Here is a 24,487-nt window from a genome sequence, read left to right as displayed (position 1 = left end):
TATACACCACGTATCATGGGAGAATTTTTCGTTCGAAGACCAATTGTTGCTATTGTAATGAGTATTATTATTGTGATACTCGGATTGCTGGCATTACAAAAAACACCTATTTCGCAATATCCCGACATTAACCCGCCTGTTGTTAAAATCAATACAAGTTTTACAGGTGCCAATGCGCTGAATGTTGAACAAGCAGTTGCTACACCTATTGAACAAAAAGTAAATGGTGTGGAAAATATGCTGTACATGAAATCTACCAATACTTCTGATGGTGCCTGTACCATTGAGGTAACTTTTGATGTGGGTACTAATTTAGATAATGCCAATATGCTTACTCAAAACAGGCAAAATCAATCTTCGCCTTTTATGCCTTCCAGTGTAAAACAGCAAGGGGTTGTGGTAAAAAAGTCCTTATCCTTCCCGATGATGCTGTTTACTGTTACCTCAAACAATCCGAAATACGATGCTAAATTTCTAAACAATTATGCCAGCATCAATATTGTAGATCAGCTGGCTCGTATAAAAGGTATTGGAGAGGTTGCTCTTTTTGGGGGCAGTGACTATTCGATGCGTATCTGGTTAAAGGCCGATGTCATGAGCAAACTGGGGGTTACGGTTGATGATGTAAAAAATGCCCTGAACGCCCAGAACATGATTAGTCCCGGAGGAAAATTTGGGGCTGAACCTGCGCCTCCGGGTACTGAGTTTACTTATGGTGTTACGCTTCAGGATCGTCTGGTAACGGAGAAACAATTTGGAGAAATCGTTGTTCGAAGTAAAAAAGACGGTGCACAGGTGTTACTCAGCGATATTTCCCGAATTGAGCTGGGAACTGAAAACTACAGTTCATCTGCACGCCGAAACAGTTCACCAAGTGCGGTAATGGCGGTTTATCAAATGCCCGGAAGTAATGCGCTTGAAGTAGCTGAACTGGCAAAAAAAGCCATGAAAGACCTTTCTGGAAAATTCCCAAAAGATATCGAATATCAGGAGTCACTTGATACAACGCTTGCTATTACTGCCGGAGTCGAAGATATTGTTCACACCCTCTTTGAAGCGGTTATACTGGTAATTCTGGTGGTGTTTATCTTTCTGCAAAACTGGCGTGCTACCTTAATTCCTCTAATAACGGTTCCTGTTTCCTTAGTGGGGACCATTGCCGTTTTTCCATTATTAGGATTTTCGATAAACACACTTTCACTCTTAGGATTGGTATTAGCCATTGGTATCGTAGTCGATGATGCTATTGTTGTGGTAGAAGCCGTTATTCACCATATCGAAAAAGGCAAAAGTCCGCGGGAAGCTACCATTCAGGCAATGAAAGAAGTATCAGGTCCGGTAATCGCAATTGCCTTAATTTTGATTGCTGTTTTTGTACCGGTTGCCATGACTCCGGGAATCACAGGTCGCTTTTATCAGCAGTTTGCCATCACCATTGCGGTATCGGTAGCGTTCTCAGCCATTAGTGCATTGTCTTTAAGTCCTGCTTTATGTGCCATGTTATTAAAACCGACCAAACCAATCGAAGAACAAACCGGATGGCTGGCCAAATTTTTCGCCGGATTTAACCGAATTTTCGAAAAAGTTACCGGAAGATATCTAACAGGAGCCACCTTCTTTGCCAAAAAATCAATGCGAATTATAGTCTTACTGGCCGTCATTATGGCTGCCGTTGTAGTATTAGGCAAAAAAATTCCGTTAGGTTTTATTCCCGAAGAAGATCAGGGTTATGTATTGGTCAATATGTCATTACCCCCAGCCTCTTCCTTACAGCGTACAGATGAAATATCGCGAAAAGTGGACCGTTTTTTAAAAGAAGAAAAATCCATATTATCGTATACCACCATCAACGGGTTTAGTATGCTTACCAATTCTTACCAGCCGAACAGCGCTTTTATTTTCATCTCATTAAAACCCTGGGAAGAAAGAGACGAAACTTCTAAGCAATTTGTGGACCGCTTAAACAAAAAATTTGCGACTCAAATCACTACTGCTTCCGTATTCGGATTTGGCCCTCCGGCCATTCAGGGTCTGGGTGCTTCCGCAGGTTTTAGTTTAATGCTGCAGGACAAAGGTGGTAATACTCCACAGTACCTGGCGGAACAGACTCAGACTTTTATAGCCGCCGCTCAACAACGTCCGGAAATAAAACGAATCTATACCACTTTTAATGCCGGTTCTCCACAAATCAAATTGGATATTGATAACGACAAAGCCATGAAACTCGGTGTTCCGGTCTCGAAAGTTACCGAAGCTTTAGGTGCCTTTTTAGGAGGAAGTTATGTAAATGACTTTAATCGTTTTGGACGTCAATACAAGGTTTTCATACAAGGTGAAGCCGTCAATAGAGTAAAACCCGAAGATTTAAACCTGATTTATATCAGAAATAATGATGGTGATATGCTTCCTATTTCCACATTGGTAACCGCTACAAAAGTTATGGGTCCCGATTTTACCAATCGTCTCAATCTGTTCCGATCGGCCGAAATTGGTGGAAGTCCGAATGACGGTTACAGTAGCGCGCAAGCTTTAGAAGCTTTAGAAGAAGTAGCTAAACAAACCCTACCGGCAGATATGGGTTACGATTATATCAACCTTTCGTATCAGGAAAAACATTCTCCAGGGGGAAGCTCGGTATTTATCATGGCGCTGGTATTTGTGTTCCTCATTCTTGCCGCACAATACGAAAGCTGGAAATTGCCTTTCAGTGTATTACTTGGTGCACCGTTTGCCGTTTTTGGAGCCTTTTTGGGACTTCTATTAGCCAGAATTGGTAGCGATGCTTACGTCAACAATGTTTTTGCTCAAATTGGGTTAGTGCTCTTAATCGGATTAGTAGCAAAAAATGCGATCCTTATTGTGGAGTTTGCCAAAGAAGAATACGAAAAAGGGAAACCGTTGTACGAATCGGCTATGGTAGCAGCAAAACTTCGTTTCCGTCCAATTCTCATGACGGCCTTTGCTTTTATTCTTGGTGTTGTTCCACTTTTAACGGCTACGGGTGCGGGCTCTCAGGCACGTATTGTAATGGGAATGGCAGTATTTAGCGGTATGCTAATCGCCACTGTTTTGGGTGTATTAATTGTACCCGGCTTGTTTGTGATGATTGAAAACATTGGAAAAAAGAAAGAGGATACCAACGAAACGACGGAAAATAATAAGGACTCTAATACCACTGGCCATGATGATTAAGAAATATAAAATAATAGCCATTATCCTTCTACTCTCCTTATTGCCTGTAGGCTGTATGGTGGGGCCTAAGTATAAAAAGCCGGAACAGCTAAAGTCTGATTCTTATCAACACGAGCGAAATTTAGACAGTCTCGCCTCGGTCGTCAACTTAAAATGGTTTGATTTATTTAATGATGATGTTTTAAAAAACTTGATTACAAAGGGGCTTCAGAATAATTATGATTTAAAAATTGCGATTACCAGAATTGATCAGCTTAGGGCACAACTAGGATACTCTAAAACAAATCTATTACCTTCCTTTCAATACGGAGCAACTATAAACAGCAACGAAAAAAATCTGACGCCTTCAAATGTCGGTGCAAACATGTCCTGGGAAATTGATTTTTGGGGAAGATACCGTCATGAAAATAAAGCGGTACAAAATGAACTTCTGGCTACTGAGGAAGCCCGTAAAGTTGTACTTTCAAATATTGTGAGTGATATTGCGACAGCTTATTTTCAGCTGCGAAATTTCGACGATCAGTTAGAGATTGCACAACATACCCTTTCTACCCGCGAAAAATATTATGAAATTATAAATCAAAGATTCAAAAGCGGGTATATCTCTGAAGTAGACAAAGCACAAATCGAACAACAAGTTGCGATCGCCGAAGCAACTATTCCAAACATTAAAAGACAAATAACCGTTCAGGAAAATATTATTTCTCTACTTACCGGTCAGCTTCCATCGCAAATTCCCAGAGGAAAATCCAACACCGAATTGCGAATTGTAAGCGAAATACCGTTATCAATTCCGTCCTCTCTATTAGAAAACAGACCTGATGTGAAAGCGGCAGAATTAAAATACAAAGCTTCCAATGAAAGAATCGGAACCGCCCAGGCGATGCGCTTTCCTTCTTTTAACCTCGCAGCAATTGCCGGATTCGCCAGCGCCGACTTAAGCAATTTGTTTTTAGGAAGTTCTTATTCACAAAATGCCTCTGCAGGAGTTACCGGCCCCATATTTGCTTTTGGAAGAAACAAACGCAGAGTAGAAATATACAGACAACAGGCTGAAGAACTCAAGTTTACCTATCAAAAAACGTATATTTCTGCTGTTAATGAAGTAGAACAATCTATTCAGAACATCAAAACCTATAAAGAAGAATGGAGCGCCCGAAACCGACAGGTTAAGGCGGCTTTAATAAACTATAAACTGTCCTACGAAAGATATGACAGCGGTTATGTTTCGTATCTGGAAGTTTTAGATGTCGAAAGCAACTTGTTTCAGGCGCAATTAAGTCTATCACAATTATCTGAAAGACAATTAAGTTCAATGGTTCAATTGTACAAAGCCCTTGGCGGGGGATGGAGTCCGTAAAGGTGCAGAGGTACAAAGTCGCAAAGGTTCAAAGGTACTGAGCTGCTAAGGTTCTGAGGTACTAAGATTTTATAAAAACAAAAAAGCACTATTTTCATAGTGCTTTTTTTTTATAACCTTTGTGTCTTTGTACCTCTGTCACTTTGAGCCTAAAACCTTAGAACCTCAGCAACTCAGAACCTTAGTAGCTTAAAGAATTAACAAAACTCGTTAAAAGCGTCTTTCAAATTCTCAGCGATTAATTCAGCCGGACGACCTTCGATGTGGTGACGCTCTAACATGTGAACTAATTCTCCGTTTTTGAACAAAGCCATAGATGGCGATGATGGAGGAAAAGGAAACATATGTTGTCTTGCAGCATCAACAGCTTCTTTGTCAACACCAGCGAAAACTGTAATTAAGTGATCTGGTTTTTTAGCGCCTTCTAAACTCATTTTTGCTCCCGGACGTGCATTTCTTGCAGCACAACCACAAACAGAGTTTACAACAACTAAAGTGGTACCTTCAGCTTTGATAGCATTATCTACTGCTTCTGCACTATGTAAATCTTGAAAACCAGCTGCTGTTAATTCAGCCTCCATCGGTTTTACCATTTCTTGTGGATACATATTTCTTATTTTTAAATTTTACTTTTGATTTGCAAAGTTACGAAGTTTACCCGCAACTACTTAATTTGTGGTATAAAGTTTTGTTATAGTTCAATTGATTTAGTCGAAAGCTGTAAAGTCATAAAAAACAAACACTTAAAACAATCTATTGTTTGGTGAATTTCTTCTGATATGGATAAGTCTCGTAAACCGTATTGTCTTCATTAAGAGAAAACCCTTTAGCAGCATCATCTCTTGCCACACCAACCAGAGCGACGACTTCTTCTCTTGGTTTCCCTTGCTTCAACCAGCAAACCGCTTTGTAATACTTTGCATCTGAAAATTCAGGATATACTTTGAGCGCTTTATCAAAAATAACAAGTGCTTCGTCCCATTTTTTGAGCTCGTATTTGGCAATTCCCTGATAAAAATACGCTGTAGGATGTTCTAATTGTTGTCTGTTTTTATAAATGTCATTTACATAATCGTCAAACAGCTTTTCGGCTTTATCGTATTCATTCAATTGCAAATAACAAAGCCCTATATAAAAACTATAGGTATGATCCATGACATAACTGTTTCCGTAAAGTTTAATGCATTCTTCAAAATCAACAATCGCACTTTTATACGTTTTCGCAAAAATACATTTTATAAAAGCCCGGTACGGAAGCCATTCTTGTTTATTATAACGAACGGCTTTATCCAGAAAAGGCATTCCGACTTCGTATTTCTTGCATTTAAAATACGGCATTGCTTTTTGTTGCCACAGATAAGCTATTGTGCTATCTTTTTTTAGACCTTCGTCGATGCAATTTTGCCATTCTGACATTTGAAAAGTATAATTGTACTTATAGGCACAACTGTCTAAGTATTTGACCTGAATAGCATCCTGAGCTTTATTTTTGGATACTTGTGCAAAAGAGATAATCGAAAAAAACAAACTGAATCCTAAAATAATGTTTTTCAAAGGTTATTGGTTTAAGTTAAATTTATTTGAAAGAAAAATCACTCTAAATAACGCTTTTATAAATGGCACTTTAGGACACTTTAAAATAACTTTAACATCCTCGATCAAAGTAGTTTCTTCGTCTAAGAATTTAAAAATTAATTGTGGATTTCCTTTTTTGAATAATGACGAAAAAATACCGCTTCCCAATTCGTTATGACGATACAGAATGTCCAAAAGCAGTAAATCGTAAAACCAGAATCGGCTTCTTTTATGAAAGGCAGTCATCTTAATTGAAGTCGAAGAATAGAGAAACTTCACCAAATCAGCTGATTTTTTATCGGCACTTTTAAAAGTATAACCTGTACTGGCTTTGGTCCACCCTCCGGCGGTTCCAATATTCAAAACTCTTTTGGTATTCTTCTTCCAGAACGGATAACAAGTCATCGGGATGCTTCCCTGCTCCTTCTCTACAATATCATACTGCTCAATACCTCGTTTTTCTAAATAGATCTGAATCTCGTTTTCATACTCCGCCGTTGAAAGCAATTTCTCCGAAAATAAGGTATATTCAACCAAAGCTTCGGTTTTAGAAACCGGCAGTACATACATGAATCTTGTGTTCCCTTTTTGTTCTACCGAAAAATCCATGAAAGTAGCCTGTTCCGGGTTGAAGACTTCCTTTTCAGATTTCAAATACCAACCTACAAAATGCTGTTGCAGAACGGGATATTTGGTTTGACTTAATGCAGTTGATGAGGTATAAATACTATTCAGCAAATAATGACAAGTATACCTATTCTCTTCTGAACCTACAAAAACATGGGTTTCAAGTTCGTTGATATCAGTTACTTTCTCGTTTGAAAAAGTGACATTGGAATGTTTTGACAGCTCTTTAAAAACAAAATCATAAAAGTCCAATCCCCGAATTTGATGGTACTGATAAGGTTTCAGGTTTAAATCACGTTTGAAATTTTCGTTGGCAAACAAAGCAGAATCCCATTTTTTAAGAACAATCGAACTCCAGACGGAATCTTCTTTCTCCCAAAAACACCAGGTTCGGTCATTGGTCTTTTTCACGCCCTGATCCAGTAATAGGATCGATTTATGGGCAAAATTCCCTGACAATACCATTTTGTAAACGGTCATCAGAGCTGCTAAACCCGTTCCGGTAAAAATGTAATCGAAGTGTTTGATTTGTGAGGATTGCATCTTCAAAAATAAGGAATTTTATTTTTGCAGCTTTTCTAAAAGCAGGTTAAAATCCTTTGGATTCAAGTAACTGTTATACTGAGCAATAATTTCATACTCTTCATTCAAAACACATAAAACCGGATAAACAAGCTGTCCGTTTATGGTGCCAAGCTGCAAAGCCAGTTCATGAACCCCAACATTGTTTCCTGAAGGTTTGTATTTGAAGGTGTTTTTATTAAACGTAATCGCTCTCTTTTCTTCGGCATTAAAATCAATGAAATAGAAATCGGAATTGAGTTTTTCACTCACTTCCTGATTTTTAAACGTCGTATTTTTCATTCTCTGGCAATACTGACACCAATCGGTATGAATGAAAACAATGATTTTTCGTTTTTGAAATTGTGCCAAGCTATCCACCTCCTCAAAAGTTCTGCTTTTTAACTGGCAGAAACCGCTTGAAGTTATTCCTAAGAAAAAAATAAGTAGAAATAGCTTTTTCATTGTTTTGTTTTTTTTCAACAGATTTTAAAGGATTGCTCTTTTGCCACGAATTCACGAATTAAATTGTAAACCTATATCTGAAAAAGGTGGCAATTCATGAATTCGTGGCGAATAAAAAAACTTTTATTAATCTGTGGCTTATCAATTTATCTAAAATTGTATCGCAATCCTAAGAATCCTCGAATGGTCTGGTTTTGTCCGTAAACATAAGTGGTGTCAAAAGTTAAACCATATGGATTATCCGGTGTAACCAATACTTTTCCCGCCGAATCGTACTGTACATTTTTGTCAAAAGGATCATTCGTTCTCGAAATCAAAAACGGATTATTCTGTTTTGGAGTAAAATTCAGCAAATTCTTGATTCCCCCGTAAAGTTCAAAATTCTTCCAGCCTGTAAACGTAAACTGAATGTTCTGAATGCTGTACCAAGGTGAATTTGGATTTCTCGGATCGTACTCATTCAACAATGGCAATTTCATCGGACTGTAAACATTTCCGGTGTAATCAAGCACTAAATTCCAAGGGTTTATTTTATACGAGACACTCCAGGTTCCGGTAAATCTTTCGGTTAAGAACGGTCGCTGTGAAATTTTGTCCTGAACATTTTTATTGTCTAAAACGGTTGCCCCTAAAATAAACTTTAAACCATTGGTGAAATTAACATCAACATTCGTACTGATTCCCTGACTGAGAGCATATCCATCGATATTGTCGTAAATGATCTTATTGGGATCGGTTTCGTAGTCTGAAATGATTTTATTACTGAAACGTGTATAAAAAGCCGTTGTTTCGATTCCGACAAAAACTCCGCTCTCAAAGTTTATTTTCTGAATATAATTCAAATTAACGTTTACTGATTTTTCCGGTTTTAAATCACTTTTAAGCACCACATCTCGTGATCCCGTAAGCGCTGCATGATCTTCGGTAAACAAATTCACCACTCTGAATCCTGTTCCGGCATTTAACCTGAAAATCGTATTTTCATTTGCCTTAAAACGATACGCAAATCGGGGTGTAAAAATAGAACCATGAATAGAATTATAATCGTATCGCGCCCCTAACAAAACCTGACTCTTTGGAGAAAACGTTATTTCGTCCTGAACAAAAATTCCCGGCAACCAGGTTTTTTCGGCAATTTTTGTTGCCGGCGTATTGTCGTCGTAATAGGAATATCGGCTTGCTATTCCGGCAAGGAAATCATTACTGCCTATCTTTTTATCCCAGGTTAATTGTAGGAAGCCTATTTTTTGATTCGCAATATACGATGTCGTTCCGTAACGGCTGTCCTGATAATGTACATTCCCCGAAAACGACAGCATCAGTTTTTCTTCAAAAGGCAGTTGGTAACTTCCAATTAATTCTCCTCTTTTCGTATAAATACTTTCACCGTAAATTTCATCACCTCCGCGATATTTTCTTTCCCAACGAACATCTCCTCCCCAACGGTCTTCATACATACCACGTGCTGCTATTGTAAAAAGACGGTTGTCGTTTCGATGAAAACTCCATTTATTAAAAACCGAAATCCTTTTAGAAAGTGTCACATCGGTGAAATTATCGTTGTCTTTATCGATAACCTGATCGTAATTGAAATAGTTAACTCCTAAAAGTGAAGTGGCCTTTTTTCCGGCATTAAATTTCATTCCCAGATCGAGATTGTTTTCTAGATACGTTGTGGTAAAATAATCTGCCGAAAAAACCGGAGCGTTTGTTGGGTTCTTGGTAATAATATTGATTAATCCCCCAACAGCTTCACTTCCGTAAAGGGAAGAAGCCGGACCCTTTACAATTTCTATTCTTTCTACCAGAGAATTCGGAATTCCGGACAAACCATAAACCGTTGAAAGGCTGCTGACAATTGGCATTCCGTCGATCAGAACCAAAGTATACGGGCCTTCGAGACCATTTATATGAATGTCTCCCGTATTACAAACACCACAATTTAACTGTGGCCGAACGCCATTTATGTTTTGAAGCGCATCGTAAATACTCGGTGTTGGATTCTTCTTAAAAAAAACAGGGGAATAAACCTCAACCGGAACAGCACTTTCCAAACGTTTAACTGCTTTTAAAGTTCCCGAAACTACTACTTCATTCAATTGATTGTCTGTATCGTCCAATTCAAAATCATACGTTTGAACAGCGTCCTTCCTTACATCGATTTTCTTTTTTGAAGTCTGAAAACCTACCAATGAAACCTGAAGCGTATAATTTCCAACCGGTACATTTTCGAAATTATAATATCCTAAACTATCCGTAACCGATCTGTATTTTGTTCCCAATAAATGTACGTTTGCCAACTGCAATTGATGGCCATCACCTGAAATAATTCCGGAAACAGAATTGGTTTCCTGAGCAAATGAAAACTGCAAACAAAAGAAAAGCAGCATCAAAAATAGTTTTTTCATTATTATAAAATTAAATTTAGACAAAACTAAAAATTAAATTTGACAAATAGTGTTCCTGACGCAAAAAACTTTAATCTAACTTCAATTCAAGGTTTTGCAGTTATTTTAATCACATGAAAAGGTTATCCGATTTAACCTAAAAATGATTCATCAATCAGTTCTTTATTCATCGAAGCCCCGGCAAAAGATCCGGAAGAAACAGCCATAGCAACAGATCGCGCCTGAATATGACAATCACCACTGGCAAAAACTCCGGGAATTGTTGTTTTTTGAAACGCATCTACTTTCAACAAACCTTGTTCTGTCAATTCGCAGCCTAAAGCTTCCGGAAGTGGGCAATGCTGCACAAAAGGTGCTCTGAAATAAATAGCTTTTACTTCAATTGTCGCTTGACTTTTGAAAATAAGCTGCTGAATATTTCCGTTTTCCTGTTTTACGTCAGCAATCTCATCTTCTATAACCTTAATTTTATGTTGCTGTAAAATTTGAGATTGCGCTACGGTAAAAGTTGATTTTCCGTTCGTTAATATTCTTAAATCCTTCGTCCAGTTCGAAATTAGTTTTGCATATTCGAACCCCATATCACCATTAGCGATAATCGCTGTTTTTTCGTTTTTGACTTCATAGCCGTGACAATACGGACAATGCAATATTGAAATTCCCCAGCATTCACTAAAACCGTCAATTTTGGGTAGTAAATCTTTTATTCCGGTTGCAAATAATAACTTTTTAGAAATGAACACTTTTCCGGATTCTGTTTTGATTTCAAATCCTTCTTTTGTTTTCATTGCCTGAATTGCTAATCCGTTATAAAAATGAACGGTATCGTAAAAATCGACCTGAATTAAGGCTTTCGCCGAAATAACTTCGGGTCTTTCACCATCCTGTGTGATGAAATTATGTGAATATGGCGTTTGTCGGTTACAAGGCAAACCACTGTCTATCACCAAAACCTGTCGCAAAGAACGCCCCAGACTCATTGCTGCCGAAAGCCCGCTATAACTACCGCCAATAATTATAACATCGTATTTATTGTTCTGTATCACTATATATTATTTTTAAGAAGTTCTTGGTATGGGAAAAAGATCTTTCTTCGGGAAAAATCCATCCTGATAATCTACAATCTCATCTGGTGTACAAAGGCACTTTTCAAGCTCTTCCAGAATTTCTGTTTCTTTTATTTTCTGACCAATAAAAACAAGTTCATTGAGTCTGTCGCCGAAATTAGAAGTCCACCGTTCTTCTATAATATCCTGAAATTCAACAAAATTATTAAAGGTCATTCGTTCACTTAATGGCATGCTTGCCCACCAGACTCCGGCCCCTTCGGCTTTCATTGATCCACCGGCCTGACTCCAGTTTATCGCTTGCTCCGGTCGGGATGCCATCCACAGCAGTCCTTTACTTCGAATGATGTTGGCGGGAAAATCGGATGTGAAAAAATTCCATAACCGATTGGGATGAAAAGGCCTGGGATCCCGAAATACAAAAGAACTAATTCCGTATTCTTCTGTTTCAGGTGTATGAATACCTTCTAATTCCCGAATCCAGCCCGCTGAATTCTCGGCTTCTTCGTAATTGAACAATCCCGTGTTCATAATTTCGTTTGGATCGACTTTGCCTGAAACCGAAGTGATTATTTTCGCCACAGGATTCAACTTTTGAATAGAAGCTCTCAAAAATTCTAATGATCTGATACTAACGAGATCTGTTTTATTCAAAATGATAACATTAGCAAATTCTACCTGATCTACCAGAAGATTGACTATTGTTCGATTGTCATTTTCAAGATCGGATAAGTTTTGCTCCCGCAGCGTTTTGGCCGAACCAAAATCTTTAAAAAAGTTAAAACTATCCACAACGGTCACCATAGTATCGATGTAACTAAATCTGGACAAGTCAATATTTTCCTCTTCGTTCACAAAAGAGAAAGTCTGCGCTACCGGAATGGGTTCGCTGATACCTGTACTTTCGATAAGCAAATAATCAAACCTGCTTTCTTTGGCCAGTTTTTCAACTTCAAGCATTAAATCTTCCCGCAAGGTGCAGCAAATACAGCCATTGGTCATTTCGACCAGTTTTTCTTCCGTTCTGGACAAGGTATACTCCTTCTTCACGAGCTGCGCGTCTATATTAACTTCACTCATGTCATTTACGATAACGGCAACTTTGAGGTTTTCTTTGTTGTGAAGAATATGATTAAGAAGTGTTGTTTTTCCTGCGCCAAGAAATCCGCTTAAAACGGTTACGGGTAGTTTTTTCATTACTAAAGGTGTTTGTGGTTTTTATAATTTAGAAGATGTCCGATAATCATTCCGATACCGCCAATAAAAATCAGATCCAAATGAACATCCAGTATCATTTCACTCAGAATACTGATCCAAATCAGAGATATCGATAAAATCAAAGTTATAGCGACCAAAAGACTTGATTTTTTAATAATTTTGACAATTGCAATTAAACCTATTGAAGCAAAGGTCAAATCGATAAACGGATTATGACTAATGCCCAAAGGCAAAATAGTAAGTAGCGGAAATATCAGACAATGAACCAGACAAATGGCAGCACTTGAGATTCCTAATATATCGAAAAAAGGCGTCGTTGTTTTCTTCATTTTCAGTACATTTGCTTAATGCAATTATGTTGCAAATATAGAATTTTATTTTTAATGCAACATTGTTGCATTAATTTTTTTTAATGCTCTAAAGATGAAAACAACAAGAAATACAGCAGCAAAGACAGCGGTTTTAGAGATTTTTGACAAATCTAAAACAGCCTTGTCTCATACCGAAATTCACAAACAGATTGATGATTTGTGCGATCGTGTGACCGTTTACAGAATATTAGACCGGTTAGTAAATGAAGATATCGTTCATAAAATTGTGAATCTTGACGGTACCGTAAAGTATGCCAAATGCCATCATCATGCACAAAGAGTACACATTCACAATCACGCTCATTTTAGCTGTGAAAAATGTCTCGAAGTCACTTGTCTGGAAAATGTAAAACCGAGCTATATTATTCCGCACAATTATAAAGTAAATGAGATAAACTTCACCTTGTCAGGATTGTGTCCGAATTGTTTGAATTCAAACAATTAAGATTTAGACTTGTCTAAAAATATTGTTGTGCAGATGTAATTTATCCCTATATTTGTTCAAACAACATTTTTACAATGACCAAATCTTTAGAAGAAGTACACCAATCGGTTGCGACACAACATAAAAAAACAGGATTTAGAAAAATATTAGCCTTTTTAGGACCGGCCTACCTGGTAAGTGTCGGTTATATGGACCCAGGAAACTGGGCAACAGATATTGCCGGCGGAAGTCAGTTTGGGTATTCTTTACTTTGGGTTTTACTAATGAGTAATTTGATGGCGTTGCTGCTTCAGAGCTTAAGTGCAAGGCTTGGAATTGTGACTCAACGTGATTTGGCGCAGGCATCGCGGGAAACTTACTCCAGATCTATCAATTACATTTTATACTTTTTAGCCGAAATTGCTATTGCCGCCTGTGACCTTGCCGAAGTTCTGGGAATGGCGATCGGAATTAATCTTTTATTTGACATACCGTTAATCGAGGGGGTTTTAATTACCGTATTGGATACTTTCTTATTGTTATTCCTGATTAACAAAGGAATTCGAAAAATGGAGGCTTTTATTATTGTATTGGTGGCTATCATTGGATTCTCCTTTATATTTGAAATGATTTTTGCAGAACCTGAACTGGATAAAGTTATTTACGGTCTGGTTCCTTCAATTCCAAGTTCTGCCGCTTTGTACATTGCCATCGGAATTATTGGTGCCACGGTGATGCCTCACAATTTGTATTTACATTCATCACTTGTACAAACCCGAAAATTCGACAGAACTCCGGCCGGAATCAAGCAGGCATTGAAATACAACTTTATAGATTCGACTATCGCCTTAAACCTGGCCTTTTTTGTAAATGCTGCCATTCTAATCCTTGCAGCTGCTACCTTTTACAAAAACGGAATGTTTGAAGTGGCTGAAATTCAGGATGCGCATCAATTTCTCGAACCTTTACTGGGAACTAAATGGGCGCCTATTTTATTTGCGGTGGCTTTAATTGCTGCGGGGCAAAGCTCAACTGTAACAGGAACTTTAGCCGGTCAGATTGTAATGGAAGGTTACCTGAATTTACGCATCCAGCCTTGGGTACGAAGAATTATAACACGACTAATCGCTATTGTACCTGCCGTTGTGGTGATTTTAATTTATGGTGAAAGCGTAACAGGGAAATTATTGATTCTAAGTCAGGTTATTTTGAGTTTACAGCTTGGTTTCGCGATTATTCCGCTGATTCATTTCGTAAGCGATAAAACCAAAATGAAAGGTTTTCATATTTCAAGAACGACACAGGTAGCCGCATGGATTATTGCTTCGATTATCGTAACTCTGAATGCAAAGCTGGTGTATGACGAAATCACTTCCTGGCTGCAAAACTCTGATAACCCAACCGTACTCTGGTTGACAGTGGTTCCGCTTGCTTTTGGATTTCTGGCTCTATTACTTTACATTATTTTCAAACCTTTTGTCACTAGAATAAAGTTAAATATCGAGAATCATTCTCCACATCATTTAAAATTGGTCTATACGCCAAAAGAAAGTTATGGCAAGAAAAATATAGCCATTACAGTCGATTTTTCTAAGGCCGATGAAGTTGCACTAAACAATGCCTTTGAACTGGGCGGAATCGACGCGCAATACACCTTAATTCACATCGTTGAAACTGTTGGAGCCTTGATGTATGGAGGCAATGTCGACGATCATGAAACGACTGTCGACGAAAAACTATTATTAGAATACAAAGAGATGCTGTCCTCAAAAGGTTTCAAAATCGAAACGGAACTAGGCTTTGGAAAACCCAACAGTGTTATTCCGGAAATCATCAATCTTGGTAATTTTGACATTTTAGTAATGGGAACCCATGGCCACACCGGACTAAAAGATATTTTGTTTGGCACAACGGTAGACAAATTGAGACACAAAATTTCTATACCTTTGCTAATTGTTAAATAAAGTGGCTGAGGTTCTAAGCTGCTAAGGTACTCAGTTTTTTTAGAGTCCTTTCACTTAGTAACTCAGAACCTTAGATCCTTAGAATCTCAAAAAAATGACTTTTTCAGAAGAAAACTATCTTAAATCCATATACCACCTTACAGCTTCAAACGATGCCGAAGTGAGCACTAATGCCATTGCCGAAATGATGGAAACGAAAGCTTCATCAGTTACTGATATGCTTAAAAAATTGTCTGAGAAAGATTTAGTCAACTATAAAAAGTATCAGGGTGTTTCACTGACGGAGAATGGAAAACTGGCCGCCAAAATGATTGTTAGAAAACATCGCTTATGGGAAGTCTTTTTAGTAGAAAAACTCAGCTTTTCCTGGGATGAAGTTCACGATATTGCCGAACAGCTGGAACACATCAAATCGGAACAACTGATTAATCGTCTGGATGACTTTTTGGGAAATCCGACCGAAGATCCTCACGGAGACCCGATTCCCGATGCCAACGGACGGATTGTTAAAATCGAAAAACAATTGCTTTCAGAATTAACAGAATATCAAACCGGGGTTTGTGTGGGTGTAAAAGATACTTCCTCAGAGTTTTTAAAGTATCTGGACAAACAAGGAATTGCTTTGGGTTCTAAAATTGATCTTTTATCGAAAGAATCATTTGATTTATCCGTTAAAATTAAGGTTGATGGACGGGAATTGTCTATTTCGAATAAAATTGCCTCAAACTTGTTTGTGAAGCTGGTTTAGAGGTTTGTTATTCGTTAATGGATAAAGTTTTTTTTAGATCTCCATAAATGAGCCGAGCCTACGGGCTCTCAATCTTGTGGGAATTTATCGTTTGGACGGATTAAAATCCATCCTTACAAAATTAAAGAACGATCCTATGGCTCTCTTTTAATCATAACTTCAGAAAACTTCAGAGAAATGGCAAATGATATCGCAATAGATTTTAATTCGATAATCTGGAAACACACCATACCATTAAAGTTCCAAAGGAACGGAACATATTGTAGCAACGGATTTTAATCCGTTGATCCAAAAAATACAAAAACACAATAGAGTTCCATCGGAACGGGGCCTTTGCTTCAAACCATTTCTCTACACAATAACCGTAACGATAAATAGTATACTTTAAACAATCCCTTTCTCGATCATTTCCAGCATAACCGGAGAAGCGTTTTTAAACGTCGGTGGCTGTTCGATAATACTTCCAGCATTCTTCTTGTTCACCTTAAACGTAAAATCATTATCTGTGGTAAACAATAAAGCTGTTAAAAATGGATTTTTAATATAAGTTCCTAACACCAATAAAGCTTCATCCAGCGTATGAATACTTTCAATTTCCTCGGTTTTATATCTGGTTGTTAAAGAAATAGAGAAGGTATTATCCTCATTCAAAACTAAACGAAAATAAATATTCTTAATCTCGGTATCGCCCATTGTTTTAGCCAAAGTCAATTTTGCGAAAGTTCCCGCCTGGATGCTTTCTTTAACTCGTTCACAAAAAAGGGCAAATATTGGTTCGTACATTTTTTTAAGATTCTAAGGTTCTGAGATGCTGAGGTTCTAAGTCTTTTACCGCAAAGTTCGCTAAGATTTACGCAAAGGACACAAGAAAAATTAAAAACTTGGCGAACCTTGCGTAAATCCTTGCGGTCTTAGCGGTTATGAAAAAAAATTATTTTCCGGTAAATTCAGCTTTACGTTTTTCTAAAAATGCCGTTGTTCCTTCTTTGAAATCCTGAGTTCCGAAACATTTTCCGAATGATTTGATCTCAGTATCAAAACCATTTTTACCATCAGTATAGTTTGCATTGATCGCTTTTATGGCTTTAGCAATTGCAAATGGTGCATTTTTAATAATTTTTTGAGCGATTCCGGTAGTAAAATCCAAAAGTTCTGCTTGTGGTACTACATGATTCACTAAACCGTATTGTTTGGCCTCTTCTGCACCAATCATAGCAGCGGTCATAATCATTTCCATCGCGCGGCCTTTCCCTACTAATTGTGGTAAACGCTGCGTTCCTCCATAACCAGGAATCAATCCTAAAGTTACTTCCGGCAAGCCCATTTTAGCATTGTCTGAGGCTACTCTGAAATGACAAGACATTGCCAATTCCAATCCTCCACCAAGGGCAAAACCATTTACAGCCGCAATTACAGGTTTTTTCAAATTTTCAATAAGATCAAATAAAGTTTCCTGTCCTTCTGCTGCCAATTGCGCTCCTTCGATGATGGTATAATTGGCAAATTCCGAAATATCAGCTCCGGCTACAAATGCCTTCTCCCCACTTCCGGTGATAATGATAACACGAACATCATCATTTTTACCCAACAACTTCACTGCTTTACTTAAGTCACTGATCGTAGCTTTGTTTAACGCATTTAATTTGGTAGGTCTATTGATGGTTACGGTCGCAATTCTTTCTTCTATTGAGATTAAAATATTTTCGTAGTTCATGATGCTAATTTTATGAGTTTGTTATCGGTAAAGAAACTCTGAATGTGGTTCCTTTTCCGTAAGTTGATTCAAAGGTAATTGTTCCTTTGTAATTTTCGATGATGTTTTTGATAATTCCGAGTCCAAGTCCCATTCCACTTGTTTTTGTGGTAAATTTTGGCTCGAAAATTCTGCTGATATCCTGTTTCTGAATTCCGATACCGTTGTCTTTTACCGCAATTTCAACATCGTCGTCTATGCGTTTTACAGTCACTACAATCGATTTATGAAATTGGCTTTCCGGGATTGCCTGTGTCGCATTTTTAACAAGATTGGTGATAACCCGTATCAATTGTGTACGATCCATCTTGGAGATAATTTCCTCCTCTTCACTTTCGAAAACGATATAATCTTCATTGAAAATATCTAAAGCAAGCTCCACAACCTCAACCACGTTTAAGGTTTCGTTTTGTTGTGCCGGCATCGAAGCAAAGTTCGAGAATGCCGATGCCACCGCTGTCATGGTATCGATTTGCTGGATTAAGGTCTCTGAATAATCATTTAGTTTTTGCTTAACATCCGGTGCAGTTGGATCAAACTTGCGTTGAAAACTCTGCACAGTCAAACGCATCGGTGTAAGCGGATTTTTGATTTCGTGGGCTACTTGTTTCGCCATTTCGCGCCATGCCTCTTCACGTTCACTTTGAGCTAATTTTATAGCACTGGTTTCCAGTTTATCGACCATTCCGTTATAAGCCTTGATTAAGAAATTGACTTCCTTACTGTTAGCTTCTAAAACGATCTTCTCGTTCTTCTGGTCTAAATTAGTTTCTTCCAGTTTATCCGAAATTGTTTTTAGTGATTTTGTAATATAAGTCGATAAAAAATAAGCCAATCCAAAAGCCACAATAAGCATGAAGGAATATACCTGACTTAAACGAATCAAAAAGGTATTCAGCTCATTGTCGTAGTACCCATCGTCTTCTAAATAGGGAAGGTTTAGAATTCCTAACGGTTTGAACTTTTCGTCTTTAATCAAACTGTAAGACGATCTGTTTTTAACACCATCAATGGTTTTAATATCTACAAAACGTTTTTCGATAGAAGAACGCACTAATTTCAGAATGTATTCGGGAATTGGAGGAGCAACTTTATCAACGGCGAAAGACTCCTTTGAGGACTTCAATAATTTTCCGTCTAGACTGTAAATATTGATTTCGATTTTATGAATCTGAGCCAGTTCGTGTATTTTATCTTTAAAAATTAAATCCAGATTGGCAGTTTTTAAAGGATATGTTGTCGTGGAAAGCACATAATTAATATGTTCCTTCACTGCATTTTCTTTGCGCTCGAGACGTTCCTGATGGTATTCTTTTGCTTCGTTTTTAAACTGAATAATAGAAATAGAAGCCAATAAAAACGATGCCACAACAATCAATACAATCATCGACAGGAAAATCCTGACACGCAGCGAAAGCATAGACATTTTGAAGTTGTTAAACATAGTTTTTGTTTTGTTTGTTTCAGGTTTCAAGTTTCAGGTTTCTTTGCGTTTGGCAACTTGAAACTTGAAACCTGAAACTAAAAAACTATTTCCTCTCTCTTATTCTTTTATAAAATCTAAATCCTAACATGATCAGAACTGAGAATAAAATGATTCCGATCACACCAAAAATCCAGTTGATGGCACTTTTTAAAACTACTAAAAAAACGACCGCAAATAGTATGATGGTAGCACCTTCATTCCACAAACGCATAAAGTTATTGGAATATTTCACCTCGTCATTTTGTAATTGTTTAAAAATCTGATGGCATTTTAGATGATAGAGATACAATAGAAATACAAAACACAATTTCACATGCATCCATGGCATTTTAAGCCAGGCATTTCCTAAATCGGTAAAAAGCAGCATCCAAAAAGCAAAAATACTCGCCAAAACTGCTGACGGCCATGTAATAATGTACCACAAACGATAGGCCATTATTTTGTACTGTGCCTGCAAAATTTCTTTCTCGGGAGATGGTTTTTCACTGGCTTCAATTTGATATACAAACAAACGCACAATATAAAACAACCCTGCAAACCAGGTGATTACAAATATAAGATGTAGTGATTTTAAGTAATTGTAGTACTCCATCATAAAGTCTTTTTTCTTTACTCTTTATTCTATTTTCTATTTCGCCCAATCGTTAATCCAATTTCCAACGGTCTGGCACCACTCGTCATCGTCATTCAAACAAGGTATTGCCAAAAACTCTTCGCCTCCCTTTGCTTCAAAATCTTCTTTGGCACGCATTGCGATTTCCTCTAAAGTTTCTAAACAATCCGAAACGAAAGCTGGTGTTACAACCGCCAAATTTTTGATTCCTTTTGCTGGCATCTTATCAATCTCGACATCTGTATAAGGCTCCAGCCATTTGTCTCCCGCTAAACGTGACTGAAATGTTAAGCTATACTTATCTTCAGGAAGTCCTAATAACTTCACGACTTGCCTGGTTGTTTCATAACATTGATGACGGTAGCAAAAATCATGCGCAGGTGAAGGTGTATTGCAACAAGATCCGTCAATTTTACAGTGTGATTTCGTCACATCGGTTTTACGAATATGACGTTCCGGGATTCCATGGTACGAGAACAATAAATGATCGTAATCAAAACCAACCAAATGTTTCTGAATAGAATCAGCCAGATTCTTGATATAATCCGGTTTATTGTAAAACGCAGGAACATCTGTAAAAGTCATTTGTGGAAATTTCTTCTTACGAATTTCTTCTGCCTTAACTAAAATAGTCAAAGTCGAAGCCATCGCGTATTGCGGGTATAAAGGGAAAAGCAATACCTCTGTAACACCTTTTTCATGTAACTCCTGAAGTCCTTTTTCGATGGTCATACTTCCGTAACGCATTGCTAAAGCCACCGGTACATTTACCAAAGGCTGAACCTTTTTTTGCATTCTTTCAGAAAGCACGACCAAAGGAGAACCTTCATCCCACCATATTTTCGCATAAGCATGTGCTGATTCTTCCGGTCTTTTTCTTAAAATAATACCACGAACCAGCAAAGCTCTTAATAAATACGGAACATCGATCACGTATTTATCCATTAAAAATTCGTCTAAGTATGGTTTTACATCTTTTGGTTCCGGGCTTTCCGGAGATCCTAAGTTTACTAATAATACGCCTTTCATTATGTTTTTTTTGCTTTAGGCTTTAAGCTCTAAGCTTTAAGCTTTTAATATGTTTGTTTTAAAAAATTTCGTCAAAAGTAGCGCTTGCAGCTTTTTAGAAATATGATAAATGTTACTTTTTGTTTATGTTCTTATTTACAAAACTGATTCTTTAAAACATTATCAGTTTTTATCCTTTTTATATTTGCTGAATAGCTTTTTCAATGATTTATATTCTTCTTCTGTTCCAAAGTTATCTGTACTAATTTCCTTTTTAGAACTAATCAAATAAAACTGACTACAGGAAAGACAGATTTTAGCTACTCCTGAAATTTTTTCATTCTTTTTAAAAATTAAAATATCCCTATATTCAGGTGCACAAGCATATACATTTTCAAACATCTTTAAAGAAGATTTTTCCAAAAAATATCATTTCTTAAATATTCAACGTCTTTTTGAGATAATTCAAATTTAGAAAACCCATTAGAATTAATTGTTTTAACAAAAACATCATTATTTACTTTCTCAGGATAGTCATCAAAAAAAATCTTATCTTCAATAGTATCGTCAATTCCTTTACTATGATTATCATCCATTTCTACTTCTTTACTTTTATTCAATGAATAATATTCAACACTGTCAAAATCAAAAAACATTTTTTCTTCTTTTGATTTACAAGACAGAATTAAAAAAAGCAATAAAACTATTGAATATCTTTTAACCATTAAACATTTGCATTAATCGACATCAAATACTTTTTCGGAGTTGTAGCAAACTTCTTTTTAAATGCCGCAATAAAATGACTTCCTGTGCTATAACCAATTTTCAGTCCAACTTCGTTCACATTATACGAACCGCTATCGAGCAGTTTTCGGGCGAAATCCATTTTGTAATCAAACAGAAATCCGTAAACGGTATCGCCATAAATTTGTTTGAAACCCATTTTTAGTTTCTTCAGGTTTAGACCAATCTCATCTGCCAGTTCCTGCAAACCCGGTGGTTCAGCCATATTTGCGATGATAATTTCTTTGGCTCGTCTTATTTTCAAAACATTATCTTCATCAATCAAGAATGGACATTGTTCTGCATTTGGATCTTCGGTTCGGTTAAAATACAAACTCAGTAATTCATATCCTTTTCCCTTATAATAAAGGTTTTTTATGGACGGATGCAGGTTGTAATGAAACAGCTGACTCAACACAATAGCCATAGAGGGACTAATATTTCCTTCGTTATAATATTTTTTGTCCTTATTATCAGGACTTAAAAAAGTAATATAATCTGCTTCGGCAGAAAACAACGCGTGAAATTTTTTGATCGATACGATTACCGAAATCACCCAGGAATTTGGAGAAAGTTCTAAATTCAATGGTAATTCTTTTTGTGGATTGTACAAAAGGAGCGATTTTTCTTCTTTCAATTCCAGAGCGTACGTTCCCTGATTGAACAAAAATTTAGCGTTGCCTTTTATCCCGAAATGAAACTGTATCAGACCACTACCTACTTCGTGCTGCCCCAAAAAGAGCTCTGAACTGTCGTTTTGAAAACGGATCAGCGTAAAGTCATCTTCGATTTTAATAATTTCCTGAGAACTCATAGCGATATTTTTTTGAAACAAAAATTAGCGTAAACGGAGAATGTTATTTAGAATCACTCTAAACAAACCTTTTCTAACAACTTGATTTTGCTACAAAAATACTTCTTTTTGCATAAAAACAGCTGTTTAGAAACAAAAAAACATGTAGCGATACAAAAAGTACTTTTAGCGTTATTTTTCTAAACACTATAGTGATAATTTTGTTGCACTTTTATGAAAGTGAATTTATGGAAAACAATAACGTACCGAAACACCTTTATTTTTATTCAGTTGGTCTGAGTTATAAAAAAGCTGATGCTGAGGTCAGAGGTCAATTTAGTCTGGATGCAGTTGCCAAAACACATTTGCTGGAACAGGCTAAAAAAGAGGGAATAGAAAGTTTAATTGTCACTTCGACTTGCAACAGAACCGAGATCTACGGTTTTGCAGAACATCCTTTTCAATTAATAAAGTTAATTTGCGATAATAGTAACGGATCTGTTGATGCTTTTCAAAAAGTAGGATTCGTTTATAAAAATCAGGAAGCGATCAATCACATGTTTCGCGTAGGAACCGGCTTAGACAGTCAAATCTTAGGTGATTTTGAAATTATCTCTCAAATCAAAACCAGTTTTACCCATTCGAAATCAATGGGTTTAGCCAATGCTTTTTTGGAAAGACTGGTAAACGCCGTGATTCAGGCGAGTAAAAAAATCAAGAACGAGACAGAAATCAGTTCAGGAGCCACTTCGGTTTCTTTTGCCTCGGTACAATACATTCTTAAAAATGTAGAAGATATCGGAAACAAAAACATTCTGCTTTTCGGAACTGGAAAAATAGGGAGAAATACCTGCGAGAATTTAGTGAAACATACTAAAAACGAACACATCACCTTAATCAACCGTACGAAAGACAAAGCAGAGAAATTAGCCGGAAAACTGAATCTTATTGTTAAAGATTACTCCGAATTGCATCTTGAGCTTCAAAAAGCCGATGTGGTAGTAGTAGCAACCGGGGCTCAAAACCCAACGGTTGACAAAGCGATCCTGAATCTTAAAAAACCTTTATTGATTCTGGATTTATCTATTCCGAAAAACGTTAATGAAAATGTTGAGGAGTTAGAAGGCGTGACCTTGATTCACATGGATTATTTATCACAGTTGACAGATGAAACGCTGGAAAACAGAAAACTGCATATTCCTGCTGCCGAAGCCATTATTGAGGAAGTTAAAGAAGAGTTTATAACCTGGACTAAAGGTCGTAAATTTGCTCCTACCATTAATGCTTTGAAAGAAAAACTAAACGCGATTAAAAACTCGGAATTAGATTTTCAAAGCAGAAAAATTGCTGATTTTAATGAGGAACAAGCTGAGATTATCAGTAACCGAATCATTCAGAAAATCACTACTCATTTTGCCAATCACTTAAAAGACGACGATACCATGGTTGATGAAAGCATCGAATGGATCGAAAAAGTCTTCAAAATAAAAGCATCTTAAGGTTTTCACCATTAAGATATTAAGATTCATTAAACCAAGCTTTGTCAAGGGAATTAAGCAAAACTGATTTGAAACTTAACTTTCTTAAATTAATCACAATGCTTAATGAACCTTAATATCTTAATCGTTGAAATACAAAAAGTTCTATGACAAAAAAGGAGGTTACTCAATTGGCTTACGAAATTACCGGTTTTGCTATAAAAGTGCATAAAGCCTTAGGCCCGGGACTTTTAGAAAGCATCTATGAAAAGTGCCTCAAATATGAATTAGAACAAAATGGATACGATGTTAAACAGCAGCTGAGTGTTAAAATAGAATATTATAATCTTGAGTTGGAATCTGATTTAAGAATTGATCTTCTTGTTAATGATTGTGTCGTTGTTGAACTGAAAGCAATAGAAAATCTATTACCAATTCATGAAGCACAACTTTTAACTTATATGAAATTATTGCAAAGACCTCAAGGACTATTAATTAATTTCAATACTCTAAATATAACAAAATCAATGAAACCACTTGTAAATGATTATTTTGCAAGACTAATAGATTAACAGCTTCATTAGCTTAAAAAA

The 24,487-nt window shown here is 36.9% G+C and carries 23 protein-coding genes; 7 read left to right on the top strand and 16 right to left on the bottom strand.

All coding sequences use genetic code 11. The annotated features are described in order from the left end of the window. Positions 1-15 precede the first annotated feature (15 nt). Positions 16-3,192, top strand: a complete 3,177-nt coding sequence (locus C245_RS0106850) for an efflux RND transporter permease subunit (RefSeq protein WP_017495844.1) — start codon at positions 16-18, stop codon at positions 3,190-3,192. Continuing rightward, positions 3,182-4,552 (top strand): efflux transporter outer membrane subunit, encoded by a 1,371-nt coding sequence (locus C245_RS0106845; protein WP_232424337.1) that lies wholly within the window; start codon positions 3,182-3,184, stop codon positions 4,550-4,552. Before C245_RS0106850 ends, C245_RS0106845 begins: the two co-directional genes overlap by 11 nt. Before the next feature lie 197 nt (positions 4,553-4,749). Here C245_RS0106845 and C245_RS0106840 read toward each other — a convergent pair whose 3' ends face one another. The 8 genes from C245_RS0106840 to C245_RS0106805 all read right to left on the bottom strand — a co-directional run bounded on the left by C245_RS0106840 (position 4,750) and on the right by C245_RS0106805 (position 12,802). Next, positions 4,750-5,160: a BrxA/BrxB family bacilliredoxin gene (locus tag C245_RS0106840; protein ID WP_017495842.1), complete on the bottom strand. Its 411-nt coding sequence runs from the start codon at positions 5,158-5,160 to the stop codon at positions 4,750-4,752. Between the two features lie 145 nt (positions 5,161-5,305). Next, on the bottom strand, positions 5,306-6,106 hold the full coding sequence (locus C245_RS0106835; RefSeq protein WP_017495841.1) for a tetratricopeptide repeat protein: 801 nt from the start codon (positions 6,104-6,106) through the stop codon (positions 5,306-5,308). A 3-nt stretch (positions 6,107-6,109) separates the two neighbouring features. Continuing rightward, entirely contained in the window at positions 6,110-7,297 is a 1,188-nt protein-coding gene (locus C245_RS0106830) for a lycopene cyclase family protein (protein WP_017495840.1), read from the bottom strand. A gap of 18 nt (positions 7,298-7,315) precedes the next feature. Then, positions 7,316-7,780, bottom strand: coding sequence for a thioredoxin family protein (locus C245_RS0106825; RefSeq protein ID WP_017495839.1), 465 nt, complete (start codon positions 7,778-7,780; stop codon positions 7,316-7,318). A gap of 146 nt (positions 7,781-7,926) precedes the next feature. Then, positions 7,927-10,188, bottom strand: a complete 2,262-nt coding sequence (locus tag C245_RS0106820) for a TonB-dependent receptor (RefSeq protein WP_017495838.1) — start codon at positions 10,186-10,188, stop codon at positions 7,927-7,929. Between the two features lie 131 nt (positions 10,189-10,319). Next, a complete protein-coding gene (locus C245_RS0106815; protein ID WP_017495837.1) occupies positions 10,320-11,234 on the bottom strand; it encodes an FAD-dependent oxidoreductase in 915 nt (304 codons plus the stop codon). 12 nt (positions 11,235-11,246) lie between these two features. Further along, on the bottom strand, positions 11,247-12,452 hold the full coding sequence (locus tag C245_RS22775) for a GTP-binding protein (RefSeq protein WP_017495836.1): 1,206 nt from the start codon (positions 12,450-12,452) through the stop codon (positions 11,247-11,249). 2 nt (positions 12,453-12,454) lie between these two features. Further along, on the bottom strand, positions 12,455-12,802 hold the full coding sequence (locus C245_RS0106805; RefSeq protein WP_017495835.1) for a MerC family mercury resistance protein: 348 nt from the start codon (positions 12,800-12,802) through the stop codon (positions 12,455-12,457). Positions 12,803-12,896: 94 nt separating this feature from the next. Here C245_RS0106805 and C245_RS0106800 point away from each other — a divergent pair, with 94 nt between their 5' ends. The 3 genes from C245_RS0106800 to C245_RS0106790 all read left to right on the top strand — a co-directional run bounded on the left by C245_RS0106800 (position 12,897) and on the right by C245_RS0106790 (position 15,980). After that, positions 12,897-13,289 carry a Fur family transcriptional regulator gene (locus C245_RS0106800; RefSeq protein ID WP_017495834.1) on the top strand — a complete coding sequence of 131 codons (393 nt, stop codon included), beginning with the start codon at positions 12,897-12,899 and terminating at the stop codon, positions 13,287-13,289. A gap of 74 nt (positions 13,290-13,363) precedes the next feature. Beyond that, positions 13,364-15,232 (top strand): Nramp family divalent metal transporter, encoded by a 1,869-nt coding sequence (locus tag C245_RS0106795; RefSeq protein WP_017495833.1) that lies wholly within the window; start codon positions 13,364-13,366, stop codon positions 15,230-15,232. Positions 15,233-15,326: 94 nt separating this feature from the next. Then, a complete protein-coding gene (locus C245_RS0106790; protein WP_017495832.1) occupies positions 15,327-15,980 on the top strand; it encodes a metal-dependent transcriptional regulator in 654 nt (217 codons plus the stop codon). Between the two features lie 384 nt (positions 15,981-16,364). On the opposite strand, the gene C245_RS0106785 is transcribed toward C245_RS0106790, so the two are convergent. The 8 genes from C245_RS0106785 to C245_RS0106750 form a co-directional block, all read right to left on the bottom strand. Further along, entirely contained in the window at positions 16,365-16,763 is a 399-nt protein-coding gene (locus tag C245_RS0106785; RefSeq protein ID WP_017495831.1) for a hypothetical protein, read from the bottom strand. A gap of 148 nt (positions 16,764-16,911) precedes the next feature. Further along, complete coding sequence (locus C245_RS0106780; RefSeq protein WP_017495830.1) at positions 16,912-17,694, bottom strand: enoyl-CoA hydratase/isomerase family protein; 783 nt, start codon at positions 17,692-17,694, stop codon at positions 16,912-16,914. 10 nt (positions 17,695-17,704) lie between these two features. Continuing rightward, positions 17,705-19,120, bottom strand: a complete 1,416-nt coding sequence (locus C245_RS0106775) for an ATP-binding protein (protein ID WP_017495829.1) — start codon at positions 19,118-19,120, stop codon at positions 17,705-17,707. A gap of 142 nt (positions 19,121-19,262) precedes the next feature. Next, a complete protein-coding gene (locus C245_RS0106770) occupies positions 19,263-19,811 on the bottom strand; it encodes a CopD family protein (protein ID WP_017495828.1) in 549 nt (182 codons plus the stop codon). A 36-nt stretch (positions 19,812-19,847) separates the two neighbouring features. Further along, positions 19,848-20,861 carry a ferrochelatase gene (gene hemH, locus C245_RS0106765; RefSeq protein WP_017495827.1) on the bottom strand — a complete coding sequence of 338 codons (1,014 nt, stop codon included), beginning with the start codon at positions 20,859-20,861 and terminating at the stop codon, positions 19,848-19,850. Between the two features lie 162 nt (positions 20,862-21,023). Then, on the bottom strand, positions 21,024-21,263 hold the full coding sequence (locus C245_RS0106760) for a hypothetical protein (RefSeq protein ID WP_157495790.1): 240 nt from the start codon (positions 21,261-21,263) through the stop codon (positions 21,024-21,026). Continuing rightward, positions 21,245-21,565: a hypothetical protein gene (locus C245_RS0106755; protein ID WP_017495825.1), complete on the bottom strand. Its 321-nt coding sequence runs from the start codon at positions 21,563-21,565 to the stop codon at positions 21,245-21,247. The genes C245_RS0106760 and C245_RS0106755 overlap by 19 nt, the downstream gene beginning before the upstream one ends. Next, positions 21,565-22,437, bottom strand: coding sequence for an AraC family transcriptional regulator (locus tag C245_RS0106750; RefSeq protein WP_017495824.1), 873 nt, complete (start codon positions 22,435-22,437; stop codon positions 21,565-21,567). The genes C245_RS0106755 and C245_RS0106750 overlap by 1 nt, the downstream gene beginning before the upstream one ends. 227 nt (positions 22,438-22,664) lie before the next feature. Between C245_RS0106750 and hemA the strand changes: the two genes are divergently transcribed. Then, a complete protein-coding gene (hemA, locus tag C245_RS0106745) occupies positions 22,665-23,915 on the top strand; it encodes a glutamyl-tRNA reductase (RefSeq protein ID WP_017495823.1) in 1,251 nt (416 codons plus the stop codon). A 146-nt stretch (positions 23,916-24,061) separates the two neighbouring features. Beyond that, positions 24,062-24,466, top strand: a complete 405-nt coding sequence (locus tag C245_RS0106740) for a GxxExxY protein (RefSeq protein ID WP_017495822.1) — start codon at positions 24,062-24,064, stop codon at positions 24,464-24,466. Positions 24,467-24,487 lie beyond the last annotated feature (21 nt).

Source organism: Flavobacterium sp. WG21 (assembly GCF_000335775.1).
Classification (GTDB): domain Bacteria; phylum Bacteroidota; class Bacteroidia; order Flavobacteriales; family Flavobacteriaceae; genus Flavobacterium; species Flavobacterium tructae.
The sequence above is the reverse complement of the archived record's forward strand: the minus strand, read 5'-3'. Positions and strand labels throughout refer to the sequence as shown.